The sequence below is a fragment of the Homoserinimonas sp. genome (assembly GCF_056262345.1).
Window position 1 is genome coordinate 1 of sequence record NZ_JBACFR010000200.1, and the last position, 2048, is coordinate 2048.

The 2048-nt window shown below is 61.5% G+C and carries 3 protein-coding genes; all 3 read right to left on the minus strand.

Going from position 1 to position 2048, the window contains the following annotated elements; genetic code table 11:
• Positions 1 to 179: prepilin-type N-terminal cleavage/methylation domain-containing protein (locus AC062T_RS09710; protein ID WP_476029537.1), on the minus strand; the 179-nt coding region annotated here is incomplete at its 3' end.
• 148 nt (positions 180 to 327) lie between these two features.
• Positions 328 to 1557 (minus strand): type II secretion system F family protein, encoded by a 1230-nt coding sequence (locus tag AC062T_RS09715; RefSeq protein WP_476029533.1) that lies wholly within the window; start codon positions 1555 to 1557, stop codon positions 328 to 330.
• Positions 1557 to 2048: type IV pilus twitching motility protein PilT (locus tag AC062T_RS09720; protein WP_476029535.1), on the minus strand; the 492-nt coding region annotated here is incomplete at its 5' end. The genes AC062T_RS09715 and AC062T_RS09720, both read right to left, overlap by 1 nt.

Sequence of the window (2048 nt, forward strand, 5' to 3'; positions counted from 1 at the left end):
GACTCAACCGACGACTTCCAGGCGCTCTCACGCTGGTTGAGGAACACCGGGATGGCGATCGCGGCGAGGATGCCGATGATGATGACGACGACGAGGAGCTCGATCAGGGTGAAGCCCTTTTCGTTCTCTTCGCGCTTGAGGCGACTGGCGTCGAGCGCCTGGTTGATGCGTGTGATCATTTCTGATTCCTGTCTTTGTCTGAATAGGACAGGTGGCCCCCCAAAAGTCAGACCCCCTAGAGAAGGATTCTCCTGGCCCTGACCGTGCTGAGTAAAGCCCCCGTTTGTGCGAAACGCCGAACAAAACACCCCCAGAATTGGGGGTCTACTACCCGATCTGGTCGAAAATGCTGAACACCGGCATATACAGCGCCACGATCATGCCGCCGATCACCGCGCCGATCACCGCGATCATGAGCGGCTCGATGAGGGCTGTGAGGGCCTCCGCGGTGCTCTGAACCTCTTCGTCATAGAAGTCGGCGATCTTCGCCAACATCGTCTCGAGCGCACCGGCATCCTCACCGACCGCGATCATCTGAGTCACCATGGCGGGGAACACGGGGTTCTCCGCCAACGGCGCCGCCACCGATTTACCCACCCGCACGGAATCCTGCACCTTGCGCAGAGCGTCTTCGATGACCCAGTTTCCTGCCGTCTCGCCAACAATGCTGAGCGACTGCAGGATGGGCACACCGGCGCCCATCATCGTGGAGAAGTTGCGCGTGAAGCGCGCGATGGCGACCTTCTTGAAGAGCTCGCCAAACACGGGCATCTTGAGCTTGAGCGGGTCAACGACTCTGCGCACTCGCTCAGTGTTCTTGTTGTTCTTCCACCAGATCGAGAAACCGATGATGAGCACCACGATCAGTGGCACGGCCCAGACCATGTTCTTCGACATGACGACGAGGATGGCCGTCGGCAACGGCAGTTCGCCGCCGAAGCCGGCGAACATGCCCTCGAACACGGGAACTATGAAGATGAGCATGCCGATAACCGCGAGGAATGCGATGATGAGCACCGCGACCGGGTACGTGAGCGCCGACTTAATCGTCGCCCGCAGCTTGACGTCTGACTCGAAGTTCTCGGCGATGGACTCGAGGGTCGACTCCAAGAAACCGCCCGTCTCGCCCGCGCGCACGAGGCTGATCATGAGCGGCGGAAAATGCTTGGGGTGCTTGCCCATCGCGGCCGACAGGGAATAGCCGGCCTCAACATCCGTCTGGACCTTGGAGAGGATGCCCGCGAGGGTTTTGTTCTCGGTCTGCTCCGACAGGATCGTGAGCGTGCGGATGAGCGACAGCCCCGACGAGGTCATGGTGGCCATCTGGCGCGACATGACCGCCAGGTCCTTGAGCCCGACCGACTTCTCCATGCCCGGGATCGAGAGTTCTTTTTGGAAGCCAGTGCCCCCCGAGGCTTCGTCGACCGAGATAGGCGTGACACCCATCGTGCGCAGTTTGGCCGTCACGGCGCCCTCGGTTGCGCCCTCCAGCCGGCCCTTGACGACCTTGCCAGAGCCATCCCGACCCTTGTACGCGAACTCTTTTGTGGCCGCCATTAGATCTGCCCTGAGTAGGCGTCGCTGTAGTCGACGCCGCTGTTCATGGTGCCGCCCAGCTGCCCCACGGTTTCTACCCGTGTGACCAAGCGTTTGAGCACCTCGTAGTCGTGTGCCTTCTCCATGGCCGACTCAAAGCTGATCTGCCCAGAGTTGACGAGGTCGGCGAGGTGCTGGTCGAGCGTGTGCATGCCGAGTTCTCGACCCGCCTGCATCGCCGAATGCACCTGATAGGTCTTGCCCTCGCGGATGAGGTTGGCCACAGCGTGCGTCGCCATAAGAACCTCGGTGGCCACGACTCGGCCCTTGCCGTTGGCGCGCTTAATCAGTGTCTGACAGACGACGCCCTGCAGGGTTGCGGCGAGCTGCGCCCGCACCTGACTCTGTTGGTGCGGCGGATAGACGTCGATAATGCGGTCAATCGTCTGCGGAGCATCCTGCGTGTGTAGGGTCGCGAACACAAGGTGGCCGGTCTCGGCCGCGGTGAGGGC